This is a genomic window from Micromonospora sp. KLBMP9576 (genome assembly GCF_050941805.1).
GTDB lineage: Bacteria > Actinomycetota > Actinomycetes > Mycobacteriales > Micromonosporaceae > Micromonospora.
This window is the reverse complement of record NZ_CP194567.1, coordinates 1,098,459-1,120,602: the sequence shown is the minus strand read 5'-3', so window position 1 is coordinate 1,120,602 and position 22,144 is coordinate 1,098,459. Positions and strand designations below refer to the sequence as shown.

The following is a 22,144-nucleotide window of genomic DNA, read 5'->3' as shown; positions in this document are numbered from 1 at the left end:
CTTCAATCAGCAGTTGTCGGGGCCAGTCCGAACGTATCAGCCTCAGGACCATTCCTCGGTCGGGCCGCCGTCCGGACCCGGCTCGGCCGGGCCGGGCGCGTCGGCCGGTGCGGCGGAAACCGGCGGTCCGCCATGGGTCCACGGCGTCTCCTCGGCGGCCGGGAAGGAGCCCGCCGGCATGAACCCGTCCGACAGGGTGGTGTAGCAGAGCCGCTCCCCCACCTCGGGCACGCTGCCCGGCGGCGCGGTCAGCCCCCGGCCCATCGCGCCCGACAGCTCCAGCACCACCTCGGTCTTGCCGTCCGCCACCGGGGTCACGAAGACCACCCGGGCCTTCTGCGCCGGGCGGGTCGGCGAGTACAGCGTCGCGCCGAGCGGCATCGGCACCGCCTCGGTGGTGACGACCTGGACGCGGGGGCGCAGCACCGGCCGCTTGCCGGTGTCGTCGACCCGCTTCGGGTCCGCCAGGGTCACCTCGCCGACGAACGCCTCCCCGCTGAGCCGGTGCTCCGCCATCACCAGCGGGTCGTCGTAGGCGCGCTGCACCGCGTAGGAGGTCAGGGCCCGTTCCAGCCGGTGCAGCCGCTGGGCGGCGGCCACCGCACCGTCCCGGCGCGGCTGGGGCGCGCCCCCCGCGTCGACGTGTTCGGCGTAGCCGGTGAAGGCGTCCTTGTCGCCGTCCCACCGGCCCGCCACCCGGGCGCCCGGGGGCAGGCCGCGCAGCAGCCCCACGCCGCGCCACATCAGCTCCCAGGTGGGCGCGAGCTGGTCGCGCAGCAGCCGCTCCAGCTCCGCGTACGCCCCGGCGCGCGCCACCGGGTCGCCCTCGGCGTCGGTGTACGCGGCGATGGCCGGGGCGAGCCGCTGGTTGTCGAATTCGGGATCCGTGGCCGGGCCGGCGGGCGGGCAGACCGCCGGGTCCTCCGCCCGGGCCGCCGCCTCGGCGCCGGTGAGCCCGGCCGGCGGGTCGATCCAGCCGAGCAGCGCCGGCAGGTGCAGGTCCTCCACCATGCTCTGCCCGGTGGCCCAGTGCAGGGCCAGCGCGTCGGTCATCGCCAGCAGCGCCGACGACCCCGGGTGCTCGGCCCGCTCGGCGAAGAAGGTCAGCCAGCGCCCGAGCACCGGCACCGCCGGGTGCACGGGGTAGTCGCCGTCGGGGCGGCGGAAGCGGGTGGAGCGGCCCAGCAGCCGCAGGAAGGTGATCCCGGCCGGGTTCGGCACCAGTAGCTGCGGGGCGTCGACGTAGCGGTACCGCACGTCCCGTCCCCGGTCCACCGGCACCGCCTCGGCGACGCCCCGGAACCCGTCCAGATAGGGCAGCACGATGCCGGCCAGCTCGGCGGCGAACGCGAACCGCTGGTCGCGGTTGCGGGGCTGCGGGACGATCAGCAGCCGCGCCGCGTCGGGGGCGTCACCGACCAGTGCCGCCAGTGGCGCGTTCGCCTCGCCGGCCATCGCCAGCGGCACCAGCACCAACGGCCGCCCGGCCAGGTGCAGGTGCCGGACCGTCGCCACCGGCTGGGCCACCCCGGCGGCGAGCGCCTGGGCCCGGGCGAGCGCGCGCAGCGTACTCATGCGGGGTTTCCGGCGAGGGCGTCGGCGCGCAGCCGGGCGGCGGCCCGCAGCAGCGCGGCGGCCTCCTCCTGCCCCGGCTCCGGCGTGCGCTCGCCGGCCGCCAGCGCCAGCGCCTCGTCGACCGCCGCGACCCCGCCGAGCGCCTCGCGGACCGGCCGGCCCAGCGCCCCGGTGTCGCCGCGCGCCTCGTGCCGGCAGAAGTACGACAGCTCGCAGGTCGCCAGGCAGTCGGGCGCGTACCGGGCCGGCACCGTCGACAACGTGGCGAGCAGGGTCGCGGGGTCGGTGGTCAGGTCGGCGGTGAAGTCCGCCGGCACGGCGGCCAGCAGCGTGTCGAGCCGGGCCATCCGGTCGAGTTGGCGGCGCAGCACCAGTAGCTGCTTGCGCACGTCGACCAGGCTGGCCACCGGCTGGTTGGCGAAGTCGCGCGGGCAGACCAGCACCGCGTCGTGCGACACCAGCTCCGGGTCGTGGCCGGCGGCGGCCAGCAGCTCGCGCAGGGCCAGCACGTAGACGGCGGCCTGGATCGCGGCGGCGGACACCTTCGCCGGGTCGGCCTGACCGTCGACCACCGGGAAAGACTTGATCTCCACGACGTGGAACCGGCCGGCGAGCCGGGCCGCGACCAGATCCGGCTCCAGGTGCACCCGGCGGCCGGCGACGTCCAGGCCCAGCAGCGGGTGGTCGAAGAGCGCGGCGGTGTCCGGCGTCCCGTCCGGCACGGCACCCGTCAGCAGCTCGGCGGAGCGACGGCGCCGGGCCGCCAGGTCGTCCTGCGCGCCGTCGCCGAGATCCGTCCAGCTCGCCGCCGCGGGCACCGCTACGCCCAACCGCTCGGCGACCAGTCGCAGCAACTCCGCCCCGCCGTCGGCCTTGACCTGCGCCTCGAACACGTTGCCCCGGGTGATGGCGAACCGGGACTGCCCGAAGCGGGCGGGAAACCCGATCCGCTCGGCCAGCTTCGGCTTGTCCACGCCGGCGCCGTCCAGCACGGCCCGCCGCGTGCAGCCCGGGTTGCCGGTCAGGGCGGCGATGGTGCGGGCGTTGTGCCGCCTGGGCGGTACGCCGCCGCGGATCGCGGCCAGTCGCTCCTCGGTGCTCGTCACGATCCGCCACGATATGCGGTCACCGCCGCCCCCGCCGGGCGCCGCCCCGACCGGCGGGGTTTCCGCCACGTCCCGCCGGCCGGGGGGACCGGGCCCGGCGGGACCCGGTCAGAGCAGGCCGAAGAGACCGCAGCAGACCAGCAGGAACACGGCGAGCACGATCAGACTCATGCTGTAGTTCGACCACAGCCCGAACTTCGTCACGTCGGTGCCCTGCCCGTCGTGCACGCGGTTGCGCCAGCCACCGAAGCGGAACGACAGGTGCTGCGCCGTGCCGGGGTGGATGACGAGCGTGGTGGTGATCAGTGGGACGCCCATGAAGTCGGTGTAGCGGACGTCGTGCTGCCCCGGTGGGACGGCCAGGTGCCAGGTGCCCTCGCCGGGGATGGCCACCGGCTGCCCGGCGACCTTGAATCTGCTGCTCACCGGGGCGGGTATGAGGTATGGGCCACGGTTCACCGTGACGACGAGCACCGCGTAGCCCGGCGGGGGGGTGATCGGGTGGGGGTAGGCGATCAGCGGGTGCACCGGACCGGGCATCGGCGGGTACGACGCGTAAGGGGGGTACGTCACCGCCACATCCTGGCACGGCCCGGCGAGCCGACGGACCCCTGGCGCATCGGGGGCCGTCAACGCCCGGCGGAGCGGTTCCAGGGCGAGCGGGGCAGGGCGGTGCCCGCCAGCGGCCGGCGGTCGCGGCGCCGGCGGCGACGCCCGGGGGTGCAGGGCGGCCGGGGCGCGGTGTGCAGGGGCGCGGGAGGCGGCAGCTCGGGCTGCCGGCCGATCAGCCAGCAGAGGAAACGGGCCATCGGGGGCTCAGCCGGCGGGGAGGCGCTCGGCCTCGGCCCGCGAGATGTCGTACTGGGCTCCGCAGAAGGTGCACTGCTGCACGTAGCGGGTGCGGATCGGGATGATCGGTACGAAGAACAGGCTGAACTTCGTCGCCCGGCGCGTGATCACCTGTGCGGCGTGGTTGTGGCAGTTGCGGCAGACCTGCTGCACCACGCCGGACTGGCTGACCTTGGTGCGGAGCCCGAAGATGAAGAACATCGCCCGTCAGTACCCACCCGGAGCCCGACTATCACCTCGACTTCCTCGCTCCTTCGCGGTGACGAGGCCCGCGAGTGGACGGACCGGGGCGTCAGCCCGTCGCCTGCGCGGACTCGGGTGCCAGGCCCGGCACGTCGGCGGGGAGCCAGATGGGATGCCAGTCCTTCATCTCGTGGAAGCGGCGCAGCTCGAACAGCCCGGAGACCGACCCGGCCCAGGCCCCGTACGGCGGGTTCTGCTCGTCGAAGCCGGACTGCACGAAGATCAGCTTCGTCTTCCCCTGCGACTCGGCCAGTTCCCAGGTGCTGACGCCCGTCGGCCCCCAGTCCACCGACAGCTTCCGGTCGGGCTCCAGGTCGACGATCTTGGCCGCGTAGCCGGACTCGAAGCCGCCCATGGCGTAGCGACCGCCGACCCACGGCTCGATGCCGATCGGGTAGCCGAACCAGGCGCTGGCCTGCGCGGAGTCGGTCAGCGACTCGAACACCTTCGCCACCGGCGCGTCGATCAGCAGCTCGCCGCGCAGCTCGGCGGAGGTGAAGTCGACCTTCGGCAGCAACGGCTGCCCTTCCAGGTGGGCGGCCAGGTTGGCCAGCGACAGGCTCCAGAACGTCTGGAGCACGCCCCGGATGGTGCTGCCGCTCATCGCCTCGGCGAAGTCGAAGTGGCTCTGGGTCAGCGTCAGCACGGTCGTGTCGGGGGCCTCGGCGCGCAGCGCGAACTCGGTCGTGGTCTCCACCCCGTCGAGCAGCCAGGTGAAGCGCAGCGTGTCGTCGTCGGCGTGCAGCAGCCGCTGGTGCGGAGCGTCGCCCTCGGGGGTGTGCCGCCCCCAGAACTCGTAGCGTCGCGGTAGCTCGACCTCGGCGTGCTCGGCGAGCCAGAGGCGCAGCTCGGCCGGGTCGGTCAGGGCCCGGCGGACAGCTTCGGCCGGCGCGGCGAGACGGACGGGCAACCTCATCGGTTCAGTCACGTTCTTTTCCCTTCGGATAGCAGGCCACGGCGAGCTTGAAGGCGTCTCCCTCGGCACCCCCGTAGCGCGTGAACAGGTCCTGCAGAGCGGTCTGCAGGTCGTGCAGGAACTGCGGGCGAAGCTCCGCCGGCACCCGGATCTCGCCGGCGACCCCGATCGAGGGGAGTTCGGGGGCGGCGCGGTCCAGCGCGGCGACGTCCGCCTGCACCTCCTCCATCAGGTCCAGCAGGTGGCCGAGGCTCAGCTCGTCGCGGGCCCGGCGCAGGCCGATGCGGCCGACCAGCCGCGGCGAGAGCCAGTAGGACCGGGCGGCGGCCTGGTAGCTGCCCTCCGTGATGCCCCGGACCTTGCGTTCGCTGACCAGCTCCACCAGCCCGGCGGTGACGAGCTGCTTGACGTGGTAATAGACGCGCTGCGGCGTCTGCTCCAGCCGGGTGGCGACCTCGGTGCAGGTGCGCGGTTCGGCCAGTTGCCGCAGCACGGCGACGCGGTGCGGCTTGAGCAGGATCTCGGCCTGCTCGATCTGTTCCAGGTACAGGACGTCTCTCATGGCAAAATCAGTTTGTACGTACAAAATTTGTTTGTCAACGGATTCGGCGACAGCCGCGCCGATCGGGCGGCGCGGCTGTCGGACGCGGATCAGGGCAGCCAGTCGGGGCGCAGCGGGAAGCCACTCGCCCCGTCCGGGCCGTTGCGGGTGGCCAGCACCTGGTGCAGTTGGATGCCGTTGCGCTCGAACGCCAACCGCGACCCGGCCATGTAGAGGCCCCACACCCGGGCCGTGCCCGCACCCACCTCGGCCACGCAGGCGTCCCAGTGCTCCGCGAGGTTGCGGCACCAGGCGGCCAGGGTCAGCGCGTAGTGCCGGCGCAGGTTCTCCTCGTGCTGCACCTCCAGCCCCACGTCGTGGATCTCGCCGATCACCCGACCCGGGCCGGCCAGCTCACCGTCGGGGAAGACGTACCTGTCGATGAACGCGCCCGAGCGGTGCGGCGCGCGGTTGTCGGCCCGCGTGATGCAGTGGTTGAACAGCCGGCCGCCCGGCCGCAGCCGGTCGGACAGGGCGCCGAAGTAGGCCGGGTAGTTGCGCACCCCGATGTGCTCGGTCAGGCCGATGGACGAGACCGCGTCGAACTGCTCGCGCGGCGCGTCCCGGTAGTCGAGGTGGCGGACCTCGGCCAGCCCGGCCAGCCCCTCCCGCTCGATCGCCGCCCGCGCCCAGTCGGCCTGCTCCTTCGACAGGGTCACCCCGAGCGCCCGCACGCCGTACTCGCGGGCCGCGTGCCGGACCATCCCGCCCCACCCGCAGCCCACGTCGAGCAGCCGCATCCCCGCCGTGAGCGCCAGCTTCCGCGCCACCAGGTCGTACTTGGCCGCCTGCGCCTGCTCCAGCGTGTCGTCGGGCGAGCGGAAGAGCGCGCAGGTGTACGTCATCGACGGGCCGAGCACCCTCTCGTAGAAGGCGTTCGAGACGTCGTAGTGGTGCGAGATCGCGGTGCTGTCCCGGTTGCGGGAGTGCCGCAGCCCGTTGACCACGCGTTTCCAGCGCGGCAGCGCCTCCTGCGGCGGGGGCGTCGGCGGCACCAGCCGCTCCCAGCCCAGCCCGCGGGCCAGGGCCAGCCCCTCGGTCAGCGACGGCGTACGCAGCCGCAGCTCGTCCTTGAGCAGCCGCAACGCCTCGTACGGGTCGCCCGGGTGCACCCCCTGCAACGCCAGGTCACCGCCGACGTACGCCCGGGCCAGGCCCAGGTCTCCCGGCGCGGTGAGCAGGTAGGTCAGCCCCCGCTCGGAACGGATCGACAGGGTGATCCCCGCGTCGGCGGGGCCGACCGCGCTGCCGTCGTACCCGGTCACCCGCACCGGGAGGGGCCCGGCGGTCAACGCGCGGACGACGTCCACCACTGTCGGACCCGGGCGCCGGCTTCCCCTCGGCGGGCTGGTGGGAGCGCTCGCCGCCCCCTGGTCTCGCTCGGTCAGGCTCATGCGCGTGCCACCGCCTTCTCGTACAGTCCGGTGAGCCGATGCTCCGGGTCGTAGCGGTCCCGCACCGCGCGCCACGTCACTCCGCCGTAGAGCCGGTCGAAGGATTCCCGGTCGTAGTACGCGTCGGAGTAGAGCGACTTGTGGCCGCCCAACTCCGACACCGTGCGCTCGATCGCCCGGTTGACGTCGCCGTCGGCGGCGCCCGCCGCGACCGGCACGCTGCCCCAGAACCCGATGTTCACATAGTCCTGCCCGGCCCGGAGCGGATACAGCGGCCAGGCCCGACCCGATCCGGGGCCGGACGGCTCGCGCAGCCGCAGCGGGCAGAGCCAGACGGGGGCCATCCCGACGGCGCCGGCGAACCAGCGCAGGAACTCCGCCGTCCGCTCCAGCGGAACCTCCACGTCCTGCACGACGCGTTCGCGGGCCGGCTGGCCGCGCAGCCGGTCGATGCGGGCCGCCACGCCGTGCCGGTGCTCGAACCGGACCAGCCGGTGGTAGACGTCGCTGCGCCGCCACCGCGCCGGCCAGACCCGCCGGATGACCGGATGCTGCACCCCGAACGCCGCCGAACACCAGAACCAGTCGGTGTCCCAGCGCCAGAGATAGTCGTACGCGGTGAGGGCGTCGTGGGTGCGCCGGCGCAACGACCGGTAGTAGATGTCGCGGCCCGTGTAGTCGCTGACCGGCGGCGCGTCGTCCGTGAAGGTGCCGAGCACCAGGTATGCCTCGCCGGGGCTGAACATCACCCCGTCCATGGCGTCCACCGCCGTGCCGGCCCACGAGCGGGTCGCGGTGACCTCGGCGAGCGCGTCGGCGAGGGCCTCCAGGCGGGTGAACCGGACGTTGCGCAGGGCCACGAACCGGCGTACCGGCGCCAGTTCGATGCGCAGCCGGGTGGCGTAGCCGAGGCTGCCCAGCGAGTTGGGGAACGCCGCGAACAGGTCGGCGTGCTCCCCCTCCGGCCGGGCGGTGACGATCTCGCCCGCCCCGGTGAGCACGTCCATCTCGAGCACCGACTCGTGCGGCAGGCCGTTGCGGAACGACGTGGACTCGATGCCCAGCCCGGTGACCGCCCCACCGAGGGTGATGGTGCGCAACTGCGGCACGACCAGCGGCATCAGCCCGTGCGGCAGGGTCGCGTCAACCAGGTCCTCGTAGGCGCACATGCCCTGCACGTCGGCCGTGCGGGCCGCCGGGTCCACGGCGAGCACCCCGGTCAGCCCCCTGACGTCCAGGCCCGGCGCGCGGGGGGCCGACCGGGGACGGAACAGGTTGGAGGTGCGTTTGGCGAGCCGCACCGGCGCGTGCGCGGGCACCGCCGCGTACGACCGTCGCAGCCGGGCCACCGCGTCGTCGTGGTCGACCGGATGGTGATCCACACGGACCGCACACATGCGGTCACTGTACGCGTCGCAGTGCCCACAACGTGGGACGTCCACGCTCCCGGGTGCGCCCCCGCCCGGGCGACTGGCTGCCGCCCAGCGGGCGGCATAACGTGGGAGCCATGCCGAAAGCCGTCTGGAACGACCTGGTCGTGGCCGAGAGCGACGACACCGTGCTGGTCGAGGGAAACCACTACTTCCCGCGCGCCGCCCTGCGCGACGACCTGATTCGCGACTCCGACACGCACACCGTCTGCCCGTGGAAGGGCACCGCGTCCTACTACACGCTGGAACACGACGGCCGCACCAGCGCCGACGCGGTCTGGTACTACCCGCAGCCGAAGTCGGAGGCCGCGATGGTCCGCGACCGGGTCGCCTTCTGGAAGGACGTCCGGGTCGTCGACTGACGCGCCCACGCCGCACCCCATGGGCGCCCACCTCAGCCGGCGCGCAGCGTCCGCAGCTGGGCCAGGTGCTTCGGCAGGTGGACGCGGGCGTGCAGGTCGAGGGTGCGCCCCCAGGGCAACGGCTCGTCGACGATCAGGTCGAAACCCTCCCGTAGGTGGGTCTCGACCGGGGTCTGCGCCGCCGCACTGAGCCCGTCGACCAGCCCACAGAGCCGCTCACTGGTGCCCCGCAGCAGGGTGGTCAGCCCGGCCAGCCCACCGTACTCGGCGACCAGCGCGTCCACCTGCGGGCGGTGGACCGCCTCCAGGTCGTAGTACGCGAACGGGGAACCGGCGACGACCGCCTCGGTCGCCTCGATCATCAACTCGTCGTTGACGGCGAGGTGGGCGACGATCTGCTCGGCGCTGAGCCGCCCGGCCGGCGGCGCCCCGAACCCACCCGCGTCGACCTCCGCGAGCACCTCCGCGTACGCCCTGCGCAACGCCCCGCCGTCCATGCCCCCCAGTGAATCCCGGCGCCCGCCGCCGGACCGGGCGTTCCCCCGCCCGGTTCACCCGGAAGGGGCGGGGCGCAACGCGCGGGGCCACCGGCAGCCGGCGTCGCCGATCGGCGAGGTCAGCGCCGGCGGGGCTGCCGGGTGCGGAGGTAGTCGGAGACCACGTACTCGCCGAGGTCCTCCAGGTCGGGGGTGAACATGCGGCCCTTCGAGCGGCGGGCCACCGCGTCGACGAAGCGACGCAGGCCGGGATCGTCACCGAGCATGAACAGGTTGAGGGTGGCGCCGTGGCGGGTGAGGCGGTCCACCTCGCGTACCGTCGCGTCGATCGTCTCCGGCAGCGGCGGCCAGTGGAACAGCGCCTCGCCGTCGTCCGGGTCCAGGTGGGCGGTCGGCTCCCCGTCGGTGACCACCAGCACCACCGGCTCGGCGTCCGGATGCCGCCGCAGATGCCGGGCCGCCAGCCGCAGCGCGTGCTGGAGGTTCGTGCCCTGCCGCAGGTCGGGCTCGGCGGCGGCCAGCTCCCGCTGGGTCAGCGGCAGCGCCTCCAGGCCAAAACCGACGATCTGCAACGCGTCCTGGGGAAACCGGGTGGCCATCAGGTGCGCCAACGCCAACGCCGTCTGCTTCATCGGGCCCCACCGGCCCTGCGAGATCATCGAGTAGGAGAGGTCGACGCAGAGCGCCACCGCCGCCGAGGCCCGCCGCTCGGTCTCCACCACCTCGAAGTCCTCGACGGCCAGCCGCACCGGCACGCCCGACCCGGCGCGGCGGACGGCCCGGGTCAGCGTCCGCACCACGTCGAGGGGTTGCTCGTCGCCGTACTCCCACCGCCGGGAGCCGCCGCTGACCTCGCCGGCGGCCCCCGCCGAACGCAGGTCGTGCGCGCCGCGCGGCCCGGCGGTCAGGTCGGCGAAGACCTGCCGCAGCGCCGTGCCGCCGAGCCGGCGCAGCGCCTTCGGGCTCAACGTCAACCCCTCGGCGTCGCGGCTCACCCAGCCCTGCCGGCGCAGCTCCCGCTCCAGCTCCCGCAGCCGGCGTACGTCGTCGGCGGCGTCGCGGCCCAGCGTCCGGGCCACCGCGTCGACGTCCACGTCGTCCAGGGTGGCGCCCGGATGTTCCTGGTCGAGCTGGTCCAGCAGGTCGTCCAGCTCGGCGATCTCGCCGAGCGCGCCGGCGGCCTCGCCGTAGCCGAGCGACCGCTCGCCGCGCACCCGCTCACCCGGCCCGCGGTGCAGGTCGGGACGGAGCCCGCGAAGGTTGGCGTCCAACGCGGACAGCTCGCCCGCGAGCCGCTCGCCGAGCGACTGCCGCATCAGGTCGGCCAGTTCGTCGCGCTGCCGGTCGGAGAGCGACCGCATCAGCCGCTCACCGGCGGCCGACCGGCGGGCCAGCACGTCGATCAGCTCGTCGACGTCGGCCGGCTGCTCCGGGAAGAACTCGCCGTGCCGGCGCATGAACTCCGCGAAGGCGTCCGTGGTGTCCTCGGACCGGGCATGCCGGCCGAGCAGGTCGTTCAGGTCCCGCATCATCTCGGCCAGCCGCTGCTGCGCGCCCGGGTCCGCCGAGGCGCGTACCGCCTCGCGCAGCCCGGCGAAGCGCTGGCCGAGCACGTCGTCGCGCAGCCCGTCGAGGATCCGCTGGTACGTCCGGCGGGCCTCGTCGCTGCTCCACCGGTAACCGGCCAGTTCCTCCACCGCCCGGGCGGTCGAGCGGGGCAGGTTGTCCAGCACCGCCTCGGCGAACCGCGCGTCGTCGTCGGCGCGCCCGCGCAACTCGTCCCGCTCGGCGGCGAGCGTCTGGTCGAGCAGGGCCCGGGCCCGGGTGAGCGCCCCGTCCAGGTCGCCCCGGCGCAACGCCTCGCGGCGCAGCCGCCTGGCCCGGGCGGCGAGGTCGTCCAGGCCGCCGCGCCCCCGGGGGCCCTGCCGCAGCAGGTCCCGCAGCGCCTCCCGGAGGCTGCCGCCGGCGAGCACCTCGGCACCGACGGCGTCCACGGCCGCCCGCACGTCGTACGGGGGCGCGAGCGGGTCGGGGCCGCCGCGCCACTGCCCGTACCGGAACCGGTTGCCGGCCATGCTCAGGCCCGGCCGCCGTAGCGGGTCCGGCCGGAGTCGGTGACGTCCTTGCCGAGCCGGCGGGTCAGGTGCAGCCCCTCCAGGACGAACTCCACGCCGGCTGCGGCCTGCCCGGGGCTGGGAGCGTCGCCCAGCCCGAGCCGGTCCAGCGCCTTGGCCAGCCCGGGGACGGTGCCCACCTGGCGCAGCAGCTCGGCGGAGCCGACCAGCTCCCCCGTCTCGACCACCGCGTCGGCGTCCACCAGGGCGGTGAAGCCGGACAGGTCCAGCCCGGACAGCCGGGACCGGAACGTCTCGGCGGTCGCGGTCCGCAGGAGGTGACCGAGGATCTCGGCCTCCCGCCCCTCCTCCCCGCTCTCGAACTCCACCTTCCCGCGCAGCGTCGAGGTCACCGACACCGCGTCCCCCACCCGCGCCACCGGTGCCTCCGGGGTCGGGACGGGCGCCCGCCCGTCGCCCTGCGGCGTGGCGGGCGCGCTCCCGCCGGCGAGCAGGCCGGCGCGGCGCAGCGCGGCGGCGGCGACCGTCTCGGCGGCGGCGATGGCGAAGCGGGCCGAGACCCCGGAGCGCTGGTCCACCGACGGCGAGTCGCGCACGGCCCGGGCGAACCGGGCGAGCACCTCCAGCACGTGTTCCGGCACCTCGGCGACCAGGTCGGCCTCCTGCCGGATCAGGGCCAGCTCCAGGTCGAGGTCGACCGGGTAGTGGGTGCGGACCTCGGCGCCGAACCGGTCCTTGAGCGGGGAGATGATCCGACCCCGGTTGGTGTAGTCCTCCGGGTTGGCGCTGGCCACCAGGAAGAGGTCCAGCGGCAGCCGAAGCTGGTAGCCGCGGACCTGGATGTCCCGCTCCTCCAGCACGTTGAGCAGCGCCACCTGGATCCGCTCGGCCAGGTCGGGCAGCTCGTTCACGGCGAAGATGCCCCGGTTGGTGCGCGGGACGAGGCCGAAGTGGATGGTCTCCGGGTCGCCGAGGGTGCGCCCCTGGGCGATCCGGATCGGGTCGACGTCGCCGATCAGGTCGCCGACGCTCGTGTCGGGGGTGGCCAGCTTCTCGCCGTACCGCATCGAGCGGTGCAGCCACGCCACCGGCAGCGCGTCGCCGACCTCGGCGACCAGCGCCCGCGAGCCCGGGGTGAGCGGGTGCAGCGGGTGCTCGTTGAGCACGGAACCGGCGATCACCGGGGTCCACTCGTCGAGCAGGCCCACGAGCGAGCGGATGAGCCGGGTCTTGCCCTGCCCCCGCTCACCGAGCAGCACCATGTCGTGCCCGGCGAGCAGGGCCCGCTCGACCTCGGGCAGCACCGTGTCGTCGTAGCCGACGATGCCGGGGAAGCGGTCGGCGCCGGACCGCATCCGGGCCAGGAGGTTCTCGCGGAGTTCCTGCTTGACCGTGCGGTACGCGTAACCGGCCGACCGCAGCTCGCCGAGCGTGCCGGGCAGGTCGGCCGGAGGGTCCGGGGTAACCGGGGAAGGCGCAGTCACCCGACCCACGCTAGCTCACGGAAGCGGGGGCGCCCGGTCCGTCGACCGGGCACCCCCGCCGGGGTACGGGTCAGCCGCGCCCGCAACGCCGGCAGGCGCCCCGGCGGCGCAGGTGGTACGCGTACGTGGCGGCGCCGAGCGCGACGCCCCAGACCGGCCAGAGCAGCATCGGCGCGGTGGCCAGGCTGAGCCCGTCGGAGAAGTCCCAGAAGCCGGGGGCGGAGAGCAGGCCGAGGCTCGCCGCGGTGACCGCCACCGCGACCAGCGTCGCCGGGACGACGGCCAGCCGGACCGGCACCGGCCGCCCGGCCAGGCCCACCATCCAGCGCGGGAACCGTTCCCCCCACCGCTGCACCAGCCCGAGGGTGAGGACGGCGCCCACCAGGGCGAAGCCGCCCAGCCCGGCGCCCGCCCAGACCAGCCCGGACTCGCGCATCTCGTCGAGGAACGACCGGTCGATGCCGAGCGGGACGCCGACCGCCCAGGCGAGCCGGGTGACCGCGTACAGGGCGGGGATGGTGGCCGCCGTCCAGGCCGCCACGCGCCCCCAGCGGGCCGCCGAGGCGGGCGTGGTCCGGCCGTGGTCGGTGCCGTCGCGCCCGCACGCCGGGCAGGCGTCGGCGGTGCGCCGCTGCCAACGCAGCACCGCCCCGGCCAGCAGCACCCCGCCGACCACGGCCGCGAACCGGGCGAACAGCGCCCAGGTGAACACGTCGGCGTGGTCCACCGGCGGCCAGCCGAACGGCGCGCCGACGATCAGGATCGGGGTGTAGCCGAGGATGGTCAGCACCTCCACGTCCGGCACGACGACGCCGAGCAGGAAGGCGACCGTCCAGGCGTACGCCAGCAGCAGGCTGCGCAGCGGCCGGGCCGGGCGGCGGGCCGGCCCGGTCATGGCGAGCGCGGCCACCGCGGCGCCGAGCAGCAGCGCGGCGAACAGGGGTGGTCCGACGTCGGTCGGGACCAGCCGGAGCAGGTTGGCCTCGCCGCCGCGCGGATCGTTCGTCCCGAACGGGTAGCCGGCGCCGGTGCCGGCGCAGAGCAGGGCGAGCAGGCCCCAGAGGCCGAGCCAGCCGGCGGCCAGCGGGGCGAGCCGGTCCGGCCGGCCCGGGGCCGTGCGGTGGGTGGGAGCGGTGGTAGTCGTCATGCTTCCCAGCCTCGGTCGACGGGCCGCGTACGCCCTCCCGTGCGGCGGTGAACCGGCTCCCCCGCGGGAGGGAACGTTCAGCCCGACGGGGTGACGAACCCCGACTCGTACGCCGCGATCACCGCCTGGGTGCGGTCGCGGACGCCGAGCTTGGCCAGTACGTTGCCGACGTGGGTCTTCACGGTCTCCACCCCGACCACGAGGTGCGCGGCGATCTCCGGGTTGGACAGTCCGGTGGTCATCAGCCGGAGCACCTCGGCCTCCCGGTCGGTGAGCCGGGCGGCCACCAGCCGGTCGGCGCCCCGCCCCCCGTACGCCCCGGCGAGGCGGCGGATGGCGGCGGGGAAGAGCAGCGACTCGCCCCGCGCGACCACCCGGACCGCCTCCACCACCTCGGCGGGCCGGGCCCGTTTGAGCAGGAATCCGCTGGCCCCGGCGCGGAGCGCGTCGTAGACGTACTCGTCGTTCTCGAAGGTGGTGACCACCAGCACCCGGGGCGGGTCGGCGGAGGTGGCGAGCAGCCGCCGGGTGGCCTGGATGCCGTCGATGCGGGGCATCCGCACGTCCATCAGCACCACGCGGGGGCGCAGCCGGGCGACCAGCGGCGGCACCTCCGCGCCGTCGGTGGCCTCGCCGAGCACCCGCAGGTCGGGCTGGGCGTCGAGGATGGCCCGCAGCCCGATCCGGATCAGCTCGTCGTCGTCGACGATCAGCACCCCCGTCGTCGTCGCGGTGCCTGTCGTCATGGGGTCCTCCCGAACGGCAGTCGCACCCGGATACACCAGCGGTCACCGGCCGGCCCGACGGTCAGCCGGCCGCCGAGCAGCAGCACCCGCTCCCGCATCCCGTCGAGGCCCCGGCCGCCCCGTCCCGGGTCGGCGCGGCGGCGCCGGCCCACCGCGTTCACCAGTTCCAGCTCCAGCGCGTCGGCGTGCACGTCGAGGCGCAGCGTGACCGGTCCCCGGCCGTACCGGGTCGCGTTGGTCAGCCCCTCCTGGACGATCCGGTAGCCCTCCCGGGAGACCGCCGCCGGCAGGTCGGCCGGGTCGCCGGTGCGCCGGGCGTCGACCGGCAGGCCGGCCGCGCGGGTGTCGGCCACCAGCCGGTCCAGGTCGGCGAGCGTACGCTGCGGCGCCGGCGCGGCCCGCCGGGCGTCGGGCTCGCGGAGCAGGCCCAGCACGTGGTCCAGGTCATCCATCGCGGTCCGCCCGGCCTCCTCGATCGCGCCCAGCGCGCGCCGGACGAACTCCGGGTCCCGGTCGAGCAGCTCGCGGGCGGCCCCGGCCTGGAGGGTGGCGACGGTGAGGGCGTGACCCACCGAGTCGTGCAGCTCCCGGGCCAGCCGGTTGCGTGCGGCGAGCCGGGTGGTGCGCGCCTCCAGGGCCGCGATCCGTTCCGCCTGGGCCGGGCCGAGCAGCACCGGGGCCATCGACACCGCCAGCGCACCCAGCCCGGCCACGGCGTAGCCGAGTGCCACCAGCACGACGACGCCGGCGAGGGTCAGCCAGCCGGTGTCCCGCCCGTCGAATGGCCCGCGCCGGTCGCCGCCGGTCATTCCGGTGTCGAGGCCGAACTGCTGCCCGATGAGGGCCAGCGCCATCGGCACGGCGCTGAACAGGGCGGCCACCACCAGTCCGCCGCTGACCAGGTGCAGCCCGATCCAGAGCGCCGAGCGCAGCCGGGTCTCCCGGTCGACGGCGTGCCCGGGCGCCGGGTCCGGCAGGTCGACGCCGAGCAGAGCCCGCGCGGCGGCGATCTCCAACGCGCGGGGGCCGTCGAGGAAGATCGGTGCCGCCGCGATGGTCGCCGCGACGCCGAGCAGGGCCAGCACCAGTGGCCGGGGCACCGCCGACCGGGTCAGCATCTGGGCGAAGGCCACCGCCAGCAGCACGTACGGCAGCACGAGCACCCCGCCGAGCAGCAGGAACACGCCGCGCCGCCAGGTGCTGCCGGCCACCAGCGGCGCGAGGACCGTGCGGGGCTTCACCCGTCCATTCTGTCCCGGTCACACCCCGCGCCGACTCCCCCGCGTCGGGGAGATCGGCGCCTCCGCCGGAGTGCCGCGACGACGCCCGGTGCCCGGCGTCCGGCTCGGCGGTGGCGCGGCTCCCCCGCCGCCGCTCAGGTCAGCTCCGGACCCGGGCCCGGAGCAGCCGGGGCGCCGCCGCGAGCCCCGTGATCGGGCGGAACTCCCGGGCCGCGCCGGCGAGCGCGGCGTACTCGTCGTCGGTGAGGTCGATGTCGGCCGCCGCCGCGTTGCGTTCGACCTGCTCCACGCCGGAGGCACCGGGGATGGCCAGCACGTTCGGGTGGCGCAGCAGGTAGGCCAGCGCGATCTGGCTGCAGGTGGCGTCGTGCGCGTCGGCCACCTGCCGCAGCGTCTCGATGAGCGCCGCGCCGCGTTCCAGGTTCTCCGGCAGGAAGTACGGGTTGGCCCGGCGTACCGCCCCGCTCGGCGGGTTCTTCGCGTCGTATCGCCCGGAGAGGAAGCCCTGGGCGAGCGGGCTGTACGCGATGACAACCCGACCGGTCTGCTTCGCGTACGGCAGCAGGTCGTGTTCGGGCCCACGGTCGATCATGCTGTAGCGGACCTGGTTGCTCAGCACCCGCCGGCCGAGCGCCGCCTCGGCGACCTGCCAGCGGCGCAGGCTGTAGTTGCTGACGCCGACCTCGCCGACCAGCCCGACGTCCTGCAACGCGCGCATGCCGCGCATGGTGGTGTGGTCGGCGACCAGCGGGTTGGCCTGGTGCACCTGGTAGAGGTCGAGGTGGCCGACGCCGAGCCGGACGGCCGAGGCGACCGCCCGCTGCTGCACCACCGGGGCGATCGGCAGGATCGGGAGGATCTTCGTGGCGAGCACGACCTTCTGCCGGTCGCCGCCGAGCGCCTCGCCGAGGATGCGCTCGCTGCGGCCGAAGCCGTACAGCTCGGCGGTGTCGAAGACGGTGATGCCCAGGTCGACGGCGCGCCGGACGATGTCGGCGGCCCGGTGCTCGTACTCGGGGCCGTAGCCCCACTCCTTGGAGCCGAACTGCCAGGTGCCGAGGCCGATCTTGGACAGGGGCTTGGGGGTGTCGATCGGGACGAAACGCATCCCCCGAAACTACCCCGGTGCCCGTCGCGCCAGACCCGTTCGCGCCGGGACGCCGAGGAGCGACCCGGCCCGCCGCCACGCGCGCACCGGGCGCGGCCGGCGCGGCGCCGCTGGCGGTTGCTCCTACCGCGGCCGGCGCAGCTCGTCGGCCAACTCCGCCGCCACCTGCCCCGGCTCGGCCAGGGCACGCCAGGCCGGTACCCGACGGACAGGCTGGAGGCCGCCGACGACGTCGAGATGCGCGAGCACCTTGCGCAGCCGCCGGCCGTCGGGATCGCCCGCCGGGTCGTCGACGACGACGGCCAGCTCGACGTCCGCGTGCCGCACCACCATGTCGGCCCGCCGGCCGGCCAGGGCGACGTCACGCCGGACGGTGAGGCCGGCGTTCCGTAGGGCGCGGTGCAGCCGGTCGGCCGGCCCGGCAGCGGTCGCCGTCCCGGCGGCGGTGCCGCCGGGGCCGCGGGCCAGGGCGGTGAGCAGCCCGCGCTGACCCGACCACCACGAACGGTCGCCGACCACGACGAGCTGGGACCGGGCCCGGGTGATGGCGACGTTCCACAGGTTGGTCTGGTGCACGAGCCAACCCCGGGTGCGGTCCGGGATCCCGTGCGCGCCGACCGGCGAGACGACCATGATGTCCCGCTCGCTGCCCTGGAACCTGTGGATGGTGGCGCAGAGCAGATTCTCGGTGAGCCCGGCGGCGCGCAGGGCCGCGGCGAGGCGCCGCTGGTGCGCGGCGAGCGGCGTGACCACCCCGATGGACGCGTCGGGATGCGCCGCCCGCAGGTGCGCCACCTCGGCGACGACCTCGGCGGCCTCGACGTCGTTGCGGCCGGAACCGGTCTCCCCCGGGTCGAACCTGCCGGGTACGTCACGCCACCGCACCGCCGCCTCGGCCGGGGCGGCCAGCCGGGCCGGGTCCGTCAGCACGGTGAGCCGGCTCTGGTACACCTCCCGGTTCGGCACCTCGACGATGTCGGGGTGGCACCGGTAGTGCTCGTCGAGGAGGTGCGCCGCGCCGGCGGCGGCGGCGAACGCGTCGTACGCGGAGTGGCCCGTGTAGGTCAGCCGCCGGGTGGTCAGCCATCCGGTGCCCAGTTCGGCCCGGGCCCGCTCGGTGACGTCGTCGGCCTCGGGCAGGTCCACGACCGGCGCGAGCTGGCGCGGATCACCGATGATCAGCGCCCGCTTGGCCCGGTAGAGCATGGGCAGGATCGCGGGAATGGTGCACTGCGCCGCCTCGTCGATGACCACGAGGTCGTACAGCGCGGGGCTGCTGCGCAGCCGCCGGGCGGAGAGCGCGGTCACCGCCCAGCCCGGCAGCACCCGCAGCAGCTCGGGAAAGTAGGACCAGCTGTCCGCCTGCGGCTTCGCCATCTCGTCGGCCCGGTCCTGCAGGAGTCTCGCTCCCACCGCCACCCGGCGGGCGATCTGCGCCCGCAACAACTCGGCGCTGCGGGCGGGTCGCTCGGTGCCGATCAGGTCGACCAGCCGCCGCCAGCAGGTGTCGGCGTCGGGCAGGGCGGCGAGGCGCTGTCGTCGTTCCCGCCAGCGCAGTTCGAGTACGGCCCGCTCGGCGAGCGTCTCGACGGCCGCGCGGTCCACGACCCCGTACGACCGCAGCCGCCACCGGTACCACCACCCGAACCACGTGCTGCCGAGCGCCCGGTCGGTGAGGTGGACGAGCTGCGCGAGGGCCGTGTCGTCGGCCGGCAGCGGCGTCGCCCCGGCCTCCGGCTGGTCGTCGCGCGTGGCGGCCAGGTCGGCGAGGTCGCGTTCGAGCAGCCGCCGCTCGTCCAGCGCCGCCCGGAGTTGGGCGGCCTCCTCGGCCAGCAGCCGTAGCTCGTGCAGCGGGGTCCGGTCGTCCGGCGTCGTGGCGTGCCCGGTGGGCGGATAGGCGGCGAGGATGTCGGCGACGTGCTTCGGCTCCTGCAGCCGGTGTTCCTTGTTGCCCGTACGCACCAGCAGGCCCGGACCGATCAGGTCGGCGACCCGGTCGAGTACCGAGTCGACGGCCTGGTTGCTGGTGGAGCCGATCAGCACGCTCTGGCCGGCGGCGGTGGCGGTGGACAGCAGGGCGGTGACCAGTTGGCTCTTGCCGGTGCCCGGCGGCCCCTGGGCGACGGTCAACGGCTGCGACATCGCCGCCTGGATGATCTCCTCCTGCGCCTCGTTCGCCGCGCTCAGCGCCACCGTCACGACCGACGCCGGACCCGCCTCGTCGGGGCGCAGCGCCAGCGCGCCGAGGGCCGTGCGCTCGATGAGCCTCGGATTCCTGGCCATGCCCCGCAGGTCGTCGACGAGTTGCCGCTGCGGTGAGTCGCCCGCGTCGACGGTGTAGAGGACGGCCGCGTTCTGCACCCCGTTCACAGGTCCCGGCCGGATGGTGCCGACCAGCGCCGCCGGGTCGAGTTCGACGACCGGGTCGAGCCCGAGCGTCTTCATGAGCACGTCGACGGTGGCGACCAGGGCGGCGGGGTCACCGGGTGCGAAGGCCTGCTCGACGCGCTGCGCCAGTTCGTCGCCTTCGACCTGCGAGAGCTGGAACAGGTCGACGAGCGCGGGGCTGGGGCGCGGCGGGAAGGAGGCGTGCGGGACGTCGTCCGCGCCGACGGTGACGTCGCAGACCAGCAGCGGGGCGAGCCGCAGGGGCTGCTGCCGACCGGGCCGCACGGCGACGACCGGGTAGCCGTACTGCATCTCCCTGCCGTCGGCGCGCGCCCGCGCGGCGAGTCTCGCGGCCACCCCGTGCAGCCGGCCGGGCCGCTGCGCGGTGAAGACCGGCTCGGCGCCGGCCGACGCCGCGACGTACGTGCCGCCGGCGCGGGGATCGATGAGGGACTGCAGCGTCGTGGAGCGCCGCATGCAGTTGACGTAGTAGGTGATCAGGCGGCGCCACTGGTCGGCGTCGAAGGGCGCCTCGTCGGAGGGACCCGTCCGGACGGGCGCGACCTGACCGGCGGCGGCGGCCGCGGCGGAGCCCGGCACCGTCGCCAGCCGGATCGGCTCGGTGACCCCCTCACTGGACTCGACGGGATTGTGCTGACGGCGACGGGCCATCTCGGTCAGCACGTACCGGGAGAGGTCGTTGGTGGTGATCCAGCCGTCGTCGGCCGTCCCCTCGGCCGCGCCCCGCAGGCCGGCGAGGAGCACCTCCGTGAAGATCGACGGCTGGTCCGCGCCCTGCGCCTTCGAGGCCTTCATGTGGGTGCTGGAGGTCAGGATGAAGGTGCCGCGCTCACGCCTGGTGCGGCGCGGCTCCTCGCGCACCCCGCCACGGAAGCGGTGCCGGGCCGTGAACGCGCCGGAGAAGCAGCAGTCGAGGAGCACCACCTTCTGGCTGGCCTTGGTGTTGTTGAGCAGGTGACGCAGCGTGCCGTCGGTGTCGAAGGCGGTCGCGTGGAGCTGGCCGCAGACCGTGTCGGTGGTGGCCAGGAACAGCGACTGCCCGTCGTCGTGCAGCACCCCGTGGCCGGAGTAGTAGAGCAACGCCAGGTCGCCGTTGCGCCGGGCACCGTAGAACTCCTCGACCGTCTGCCGCAGGCGGGCCGCCGGCAGGTCCGGCTCCGCGCGTACGGAGTCGAACTCGCCCGCGCCGTCGAGCAGCGCCTTGAGCTGCGCCACGTCCTGTCGTACCGAGGGCAGGGGCTGAAGCTGGGGGTCGGCGTCACAGGTGGCCGTACCGAGCAGCAGGGCGTGCCGACCCATCAGTGGCGGGACCGTTCGACCGCGGCCTGCACCGTTCTGATCAGCTCGTCGGTCTGGCTGCGGGTGGGCCGGTCGATGGTCAGCTCGATGTCGCCGACCCGCAGGTGCACCCGCCGCCCGTTGTGGCGTTGCAGGAAGGCCAGCACCACGTCGACCAGGGCCTGCACGTGGCCGGGATCGGTGCCCGCCAGCACGGTCACCGCGCCGAGCACCAGCTCGCCGACGCCCTTGGCGACCGGGTCCGTGGCGGGACGTGCGACGCGCTCGACCTCGCCGACCTCGCGCAGGTCGTCCGCCAGGTCGTCGGTGAGCTGGCCGAGAACGAACTCGTCGTCGTCGTCGAGCGGCGTGACGTCGATCCGGATGTGGACGTGGGCCACCCGACCTCCTCGGTTTGCGGTGCTGACGAGGCTACGGAGGCGGCAGGGTGCGCGCCCATCTCTGTCGGCTTTCCGATCGCTCATCCAAAGAGGACTCGTGGCACCGAACGACGCCCGGAACGGGCCGGTCGTCGCGCGCTGGCGGGAACCTGTCGCGGGGGCCCCGCGCCGGCACCGTGTGGTGAGCAGCGGCCGATTCCTGGCAGCACGCGCTACGGGACCGGACCGATCGCAGCCCCGAGCCGCCACGCACGCGGCAGATCCGGACACCCGGTCAGAACCAACGAGGTGCGCCGAACCGGCCACCGGTCGACGGCGACTGCTCGGGTGTCAGACGGACAGGCTGCGGGTAGGACGAGCCGAGATGGAGCAGGCAACCTCGGAGAGATCGTGACCATGGCCCGAACCGCAGTCGTTACCGGCGCCGGCAACGGATTGGGGCGCGAGATTGCGCTTGGCCTCGCCGAAGCCGGTTACGCCATCGTCGTATCCGATACCGATGAGCGGGCCGCCGAGGAGTGTGGCCGCGCGATCGAGGCGAGCGGAATGCCGGCACGGGCCGTAGGTGGCGACGTACGAGAGCCGGCTGCCATGAACCGCATCCTGACGGCCGCACAAGCCCTCGGTGGACCCAGTGTGCTCATCAACAACGCTGGTGGCTGGACTCCGCACAGACAGTATCCGCAGGCCGAGCCCGCCGAGTGGGCCGCGACGATCAGTCTTAACCTGACCGCCCCGATGCTGCTCAGTCAGCTCGTTCTGGAGCCCATGCGGGAACAGGGCGGTGGTGCCATCATCAATATCGCATCCAGCGGTGGCATCGGGTTCGAGCCCTACGGCTCGCCGGAGTACGGGGCCGCGAAGGCTGGTCTGATCCGCTTCACCGCCAGTCTGGCAGGGTTGGCGAGCAGCCATGGGGTGCGGATGATGTGCGTAGCTCCAGACTGGATCGGTCTGAAACGAGCAGAGGCGCAGTGGGCGCGCATGAGCGCTGGCGAACGTGCAGCGTCCCGCCCGCTGATCCCGCCGGCCGAGGTCGTCGCCGTCGTCATGGACCTCATCCGGGAGGGAGCCGGCGGGTCGGTGGTGGAAATGTGGGGAGGCGATCAGCCCGTCGTGCATGCGCCGGGCACCACTGGGCCGCAGTCGTAGGCGCACGCGACGAGTTGTGCCCGGTCGCGGGCCGACAGTTTGACCAGCAACCGGCTCACATGGGTCTTCACGGTGTGGAGGCTAACGACGAAGTGATCAGCAATCTCCGCGTTCGACTATCCGCCGCAGC

Annotated in this window: 21 protein-coding genes; 2 read left to right on the top strand and 19 right to left on the bottom strand. The window is 74.4% G+C overall.

What is annotated here, in order from left to right:
• Positions 1–42: 42 nt before the first annotated feature.
• The 9 genes from ACQ452_RS05270 to ACQ452_RS05230 all read right to left on the bottom strand — a co-directional run bounded on the left by ACQ452_RS05270 (position 43) and on the right by ACQ452_RS05230 (position 8,081).
• Positions 43–1,575: a hypothetical protein gene (locus tag ACQ452_RS05270; RefSeq protein ID WP_433390384.1), complete on the bottom strand. Its 1,533-nt coding sequence runs from the start codon at positions 1,573–1,575 to the stop codon at positions 43–45.
• Positions 1,572–2,681, bottom strand: a complete 1,110-nt coding sequence (locus tag ACQ452_RS05265) for a hypothetical protein (protein ID WP_433390382.1) — start codon at positions 2,679–2,681, stop codon at positions 1,572–1,574. Before ACQ452_RS05265 ends, ACQ452_RS05270 begins: the two co-directional genes overlap by 4 nt.
• A gap of 108 nt (positions 2,682–2,789) precedes the next feature.
• Positions 2,790–3,254, bottom strand: a complete 465-nt coding sequence (locus ACQ452_RS05260) for a hypothetical protein (protein ID WP_433390380.1) — start codon at positions 3,252–3,254, stop codon at positions 2,790–2,792.
• A gap of 56 nt (positions 3,255–3,310) precedes the next feature.
• Positions 3,311–3,490: a hypothetical protein gene (locus ACQ452_RS05255; protein WP_433390378.1), complete on the bottom strand. Its 180-nt coding sequence runs from the start codon at positions 3,488–3,490 to the stop codon at positions 3,311–3,313.
• A gap of 7 nt (positions 3,491–3,497) precedes the next feature.
• Positions 3,498–3,731 (bottom strand): zinc-ribbon domain-containing protein, encoded by a 234-nt coding sequence (locus ACQ452_RS05250; protein ID WP_433390375.1) that lies wholly within the window; start codon positions 3,729–3,731, stop codon positions 3,498–3,500.
• A 91-nt stretch (positions 3,732–3,822) separates the two neighbouring features.
• Complete coding sequence (locus tag ACQ452_RS05245) at positions 3,823–4,701, bottom strand: SRPBCC family protein (RefSeq protein WP_433390372.1); 879 nt, start codon at positions 4,699–4,701, stop codon at positions 3,823–3,825.
• A complete protein-coding gene (locus ACQ452_RS05240) occupies positions 4,694–5,251 on the bottom strand; it encodes a helix-turn-helix domain-containing protein (protein WP_433390369.1) in 558 nt (185 codons plus the stop codon). The genes ACQ452_RS05245 and ACQ452_RS05240 overlap by 8 nt, the downstream gene beginning before the upstream one ends.
• A gap of 89 nt (positions 5,252–5,340) precedes the next feature.
• Positions 5,341–6,684, bottom strand: a complete 1,344-nt coding sequence (locus ACQ452_RS05235) for a class I SAM-dependent methyltransferase (RefSeq protein ID WP_433390367.1) — start codon at positions 6,682–6,684, stop codon at positions 5,341–5,343.
• Complete coding sequence (locus ACQ452_RS05230) at positions 6,681–8,081, bottom strand: FAD-binding oxidoreductase (protein ID WP_433390365.1); 1,401 nt, start codon at positions 8,079–8,081, stop codon at positions 6,681–6,683. The genes ACQ452_RS05235 and ACQ452_RS05230 overlap by 4 nt, the downstream gene beginning before the upstream one ends.
• Before the next feature lie 110 nt (positions 8,082–8,191).
• Here ACQ452_RS05230 and ACQ452_RS05225 point away from each other — a divergent pair, with 110 nt between their 5' ends.
• Entirely contained in the window at positions 8,192–8,476 is a 285-nt protein-coding gene (locus ACQ452_RS05225; protein ID WP_433390364.1) for a DUF427 domain-containing protein, read from the top strand.
• Between the two features lie 32 nt (positions 8,477–8,508).
• Here the strand turns inward: ACQ452_RS05225 and ACQ452_RS05220 are convergent, their stop codons facing one another.
• The 9 genes from ACQ452_RS05220 to ACQ452_RS05180 form a co-directional block, all read right to left on the bottom strand.
• Positions 8,509–8,973 carry a hypothetical protein gene (locus tag ACQ452_RS05220; RefSeq protein ID WP_433390362.1) on the bottom strand — a complete coding sequence of 155 codons (465 nt, stop codon included), beginning with the start codon at positions 8,971–8,973 and terminating at the stop codon, positions 8,509–8,511.
• A gap of 119 nt (positions 8,974–9,092) precedes the next feature.
• Positions 9,093–11,048: a VWA domain-containing protein gene (locus tag ACQ452_RS05215; protein ID WP_433390360.1), complete on the bottom strand. Its 1,956-nt coding sequence runs from the start codon at positions 11,046–11,048 to the stop codon at positions 9,093–9,095.
• 2 nt (positions 11,049–11,050) lie between these two features.
• A complete protein-coding gene (locus ACQ452_RS05210) occupies positions 11,051–12,541 on the bottom strand; it encodes a magnesium chelatase (protein ID WP_433390358.1) in 1,491 nt (496 codons plus the stop codon).
• A 61-nt stretch (positions 12,542–12,602) separates the two neighbouring features.
• Positions 12,603–13,679 carry a hypothetical protein gene (locus ACQ452_RS05205; RefSeq protein ID WP_433390357.1) on the bottom strand — a complete coding sequence of 359 codons (1,077 nt, stop codon included), beginning with the start codon at positions 13,677–13,679 and terminating at the stop codon, positions 12,603–12,605.
• Between the two features lie 77 nt (positions 13,680–13,756).
• A complete protein-coding gene (locus ACQ452_RS05200) occupies positions 13,757–14,425 on the bottom strand; it encodes a response regulator transcription factor (protein WP_433390355.1) in 669 nt (222 codons plus the stop codon).
• The gene (locus ACQ452_RS05195; RefSeq protein WP_433390352.1) at positions 14,422–15,666 is read right to left on the bottom strand and encodes a sensor histidine kinase; all 1,245 of its coding nucleotides are present in this window, start codon (positions 15,664–15,666) and stop codon (positions 14,422–14,424) included. The genes ACQ452_RS05200 and ACQ452_RS05195 overlap by 4 nt, the downstream gene beginning before the upstream one ends.
• Before the next feature lie 139 nt (positions 15,667–15,805).
• Positions 15,806–16,774, bottom strand: a complete 969-nt coding sequence (locus ACQ452_RS05190) for an aldo/keto reductase (protein ID WP_433390350.1) — start codon at positions 16,772–16,774, stop codon at positions 15,806–15,808.
• Positions 16,775–16,897: 123 nt separating this feature from the next.
• Entirely contained in the window at positions 16,898–20,482 is a 3,585-nt protein-coding gene (locus tag ACQ452_RS05185; RefSeq protein ID WP_433390348.1) for a caspase, EACC1-associated type, read from the bottom strand.
• Complete coding sequence (locus ACQ452_RS05180; RefSeq protein ID WP_433390346.1) at positions 20,482–20,862, bottom strand: hypothetical protein; 381 nt, start codon at positions 20,860–20,862, stop codon at positions 20,482–20,484. The genes ACQ452_RS05185 and ACQ452_RS05180 overlap by 1 nt, the downstream gene beginning before the upstream one ends.
• A gap of 396 nt (positions 20,863–21,258) precedes the next feature.
• Between ACQ452_RS05180 and ACQ452_RS05175 the strand changes: the two genes are divergently transcribed.
• Positions 21,259–22,014 carry an SDR family NAD(P)-dependent oxidoreductase gene (locus tag ACQ452_RS05175; protein WP_433393990.1) on the top strand — a complete coding sequence of 252 codons (756 nt, stop codon included), beginning with the start codon at positions 21,259–21,261 and terminating at the stop codon, positions 22,012–22,014.
• Here ACQ452_RS05175 and ACQ452_RS05170 read toward each other — a convergent pair.
• Positions 21,969–22,085, bottom strand: coding sequence for a hypothetical protein (locus tag ACQ452_RS05170; RefSeq protein WP_433390345.1), 117 nt, complete (start codon positions 22,083–22,085; stop codon positions 21,969–21,971). The two genes, ACQ452_RS05175 and ACQ452_RS05170, sit on opposite strands and share 46 nt — an antisense overlap.
• Positions 22,086–22,144 lie beyond the last annotated feature (59 nt).